3 protein-coding genes are annotated in these 2,213 nt (G+C 65.2%); 2 read left to right on the top strand and 1 reads right to left on the bottom strand.

The genetic code is table 11. From position 1 onward, the window contains the following. Positions 1–401 (bottom strand): TetR family transcriptional regulator (locus JHD07_RS38195; protein WP_291631630.1); only part of this gene is annotated, 401 nt, incomplete at its 3' end. 130 nt (positions 402–531) lie between these two features. Between JHD07_RS38195 and JHD07_RS38200 the strand changes: the two genes are divergently transcribed. Next, positions 532–1,758 carry a cytochrome P450 gene (locus JHD07_RS38200; RefSeq protein ID WP_291631632.1) on the top strand — a complete coding sequence of 409 codons (1,227 nt, stop codon included), beginning with the start codon at positions 532–534 and terminating at the stop codon, positions 1,756–1,758. A 132-nt stretch (positions 1,759–1,890) separates the two neighbouring features. After that, on the top strand, positions 1,891–2,213 hold a 323-nt coding region (locus tag JHD07_RS38205), incomplete at its 3' end, for an AsmA family protein (RefSeq protein ID WP_291631634.1).

Genomic DNA, 2,213 nt, shown 5'->3' on the forward strand with positions numbered 1-2,213 from the left:
TTGCGAGCGCCCCGCGGACGAGCCGCACGATTCCGTTTCTCGGCGCGCGCGACGAACAGAATCATCTCCATGTGCAGCAGCGGCGAGCGGCCGAGCGGATCCTGCCGGCTGCGGTCCATCGTCTTCAGCGCCGCGATGAAATCGTCGAGATTGTCGTGCTGAGCCAGGATGTCCATGTTGCGCCGGATCGACTGCGCGACATGATCCTCGAGCATGGCGATGATCAGCTCGTCCTTGCTCTTGAAGTTGGAATAGAACGCGCCGCGGGTGAAGCCGGCCGCGGCCGCGATCGCCTCGATGCTGGCGCCGCCGATGCCGTCCTGCTCGAACACGCGCGCGGCCGCCTCGAACAATTTGTCGCGCGTGTCGTCCCTGGTCGGCCTGGTTCTCACCCTTGACATCGGACTAGGTTAGGGCAGAATGCAACTCGATACAATATTGTATCGAGTTGATGATTTCAGGGATGGTTACGCCGGGCGATGGAGCCAGCCTTGCGTATTCGTGTCATGCGGCAACCGGTCCGAGGTCACCATGAACGAGCAAGTGCAGGGCGCCGGCGGACCGCTGTTCAACCCGCTCTCGCCCGATTTCATCCGCGATCCCTATCCGCATTATGAACGGCTGCGCACGATCGATCCCGTCCATGTGACGTCGTTCGGCCAGTTCGTCACCAGCCGCCACGCCGAGGTGAGCCTCGTGATGCGCGACAAGCGCTTCGGCAAGGATTTCGTCGAGCGCACCATGCGCCGCTACGGCCCCGAGATCATGAAGGAGCCGGTGTTTCGCAGCATGAGCTACTGGATGCTGCAGGCCGATCCACCGGACCACACCCGCCTGCGCGGCCTGGTGGTGAAGGCCTTCACCGCCCGCCGCGTCGAGGACATGCGGCCGCGGATCCAGGAGATCGTCGACCAGGCCATCGATGCCGTGATCGAGCGCGGCCACATGGACCTGATCGAGGACTTCGCCTTCCGTCTGCCGGTCACGATCATCTGCGACATGCTCGGAATCCCCGAGGAGCATCGCGAGGTGTTCTACAAGAGCTCGCGCGACGGCGGGCGGCTGCTCGATCCCGTGCCGCTTTCGCCGGAAGAGATCAAACAGGGCAACGCCGCCAACCTGATGGCGCAGATGTATTTCCAGCAGCTGTTCGAGCTGCGCCGCAAGAATCCCGGCGACGACCTCATCACCCAGCTGGTGCAGGCCGAGGAGGACGGCAACAAGCTCACCAACGAGGAACTGACCGCCAACATCATCCTCCTGTTCGGCGCAGGCCACGAGACCACGGTCAACCTGATCGGCAACGGCCTGCTCGCGCTGCATCGCAATCCGGACCAGCTGGCGCTGCTCAAGGCGCGGCCGGAACTGATGGAGGGCGCTATCGAGGAATTCCTGCGCTACGATTCCTCCGTGCAGATGACCGGGCGCGTCGCGCTGGAGGATGTCGACCTCGGCGGCGCGAGGATTCCCAAGGGTGAGAGCGTGTTGTGCCTGCTCGGCTCGGCCAATCGCGATCCCGCGGTCTATCCTGACCGGCCTGACCGGCTGGACGTCACTCGGGCGAACGTCAAGCCGCTGTCGTTCGGCGGCGGCATCCATTTCTGTCTGGGCGCCCAATTGGCGCGAATCGAGGCCGAGATCGCCATCGCCACGCTGCTCCGGCGGCTGCCGGACCTGCGCATCGACGACGTCGAAAACCCGGAATGGCGGCCGACCTTCGTGCTGCGCGGGCTGAAGCGGCTGCCGGCGAGCTGGTGAGGGTCTTCCGCGTTAACCGCCGCGCGCAACAGTCGCTGTGACTTCGCCACACTTCCCTCTATATAGGGAGCTGTTCCGGCGCGCCTGAGGCCCTCAGGTTCGGCCCGGGCCGGTTTGGCCGAGGGGAGACCCGTGCAGACGACGCTGCTCGGATTGGCGATTGCCTTCATCATTGCGCTGCTGGCCGCGCTGATCGGGCCTTACTACATCGACTGGAACCAGTTCAGGCCCCAGTTCGAGGCGGAGGCTGGCAAGATCATCGGCGTGCCGGTGCGGGTCGCGGGCGAGCTCGATGCTCGGCTGTTGCCGGCGCCGACGCTGCGGCTGCGCGGCGTCACCTTCGGCGGCAACAACGATCTCGGCCGCCTGCGCGCCGACAAGCTGGACGTCGAGTTCAGCCTCAGCTCCCTGATGCGCGGCGAATGGCGCGCCACCGAGCTTTCGGTTGGCGGCAT

The sequence above is a fragment of the Bradyrhizobium sp. genome (assembly GCF_016462955.1).
GTDB lineage: Bacteria > Pseudomonadota > Alphaproteobacteria > Rhizobiales > Xanthobacteraceae > Bradyrhizobium.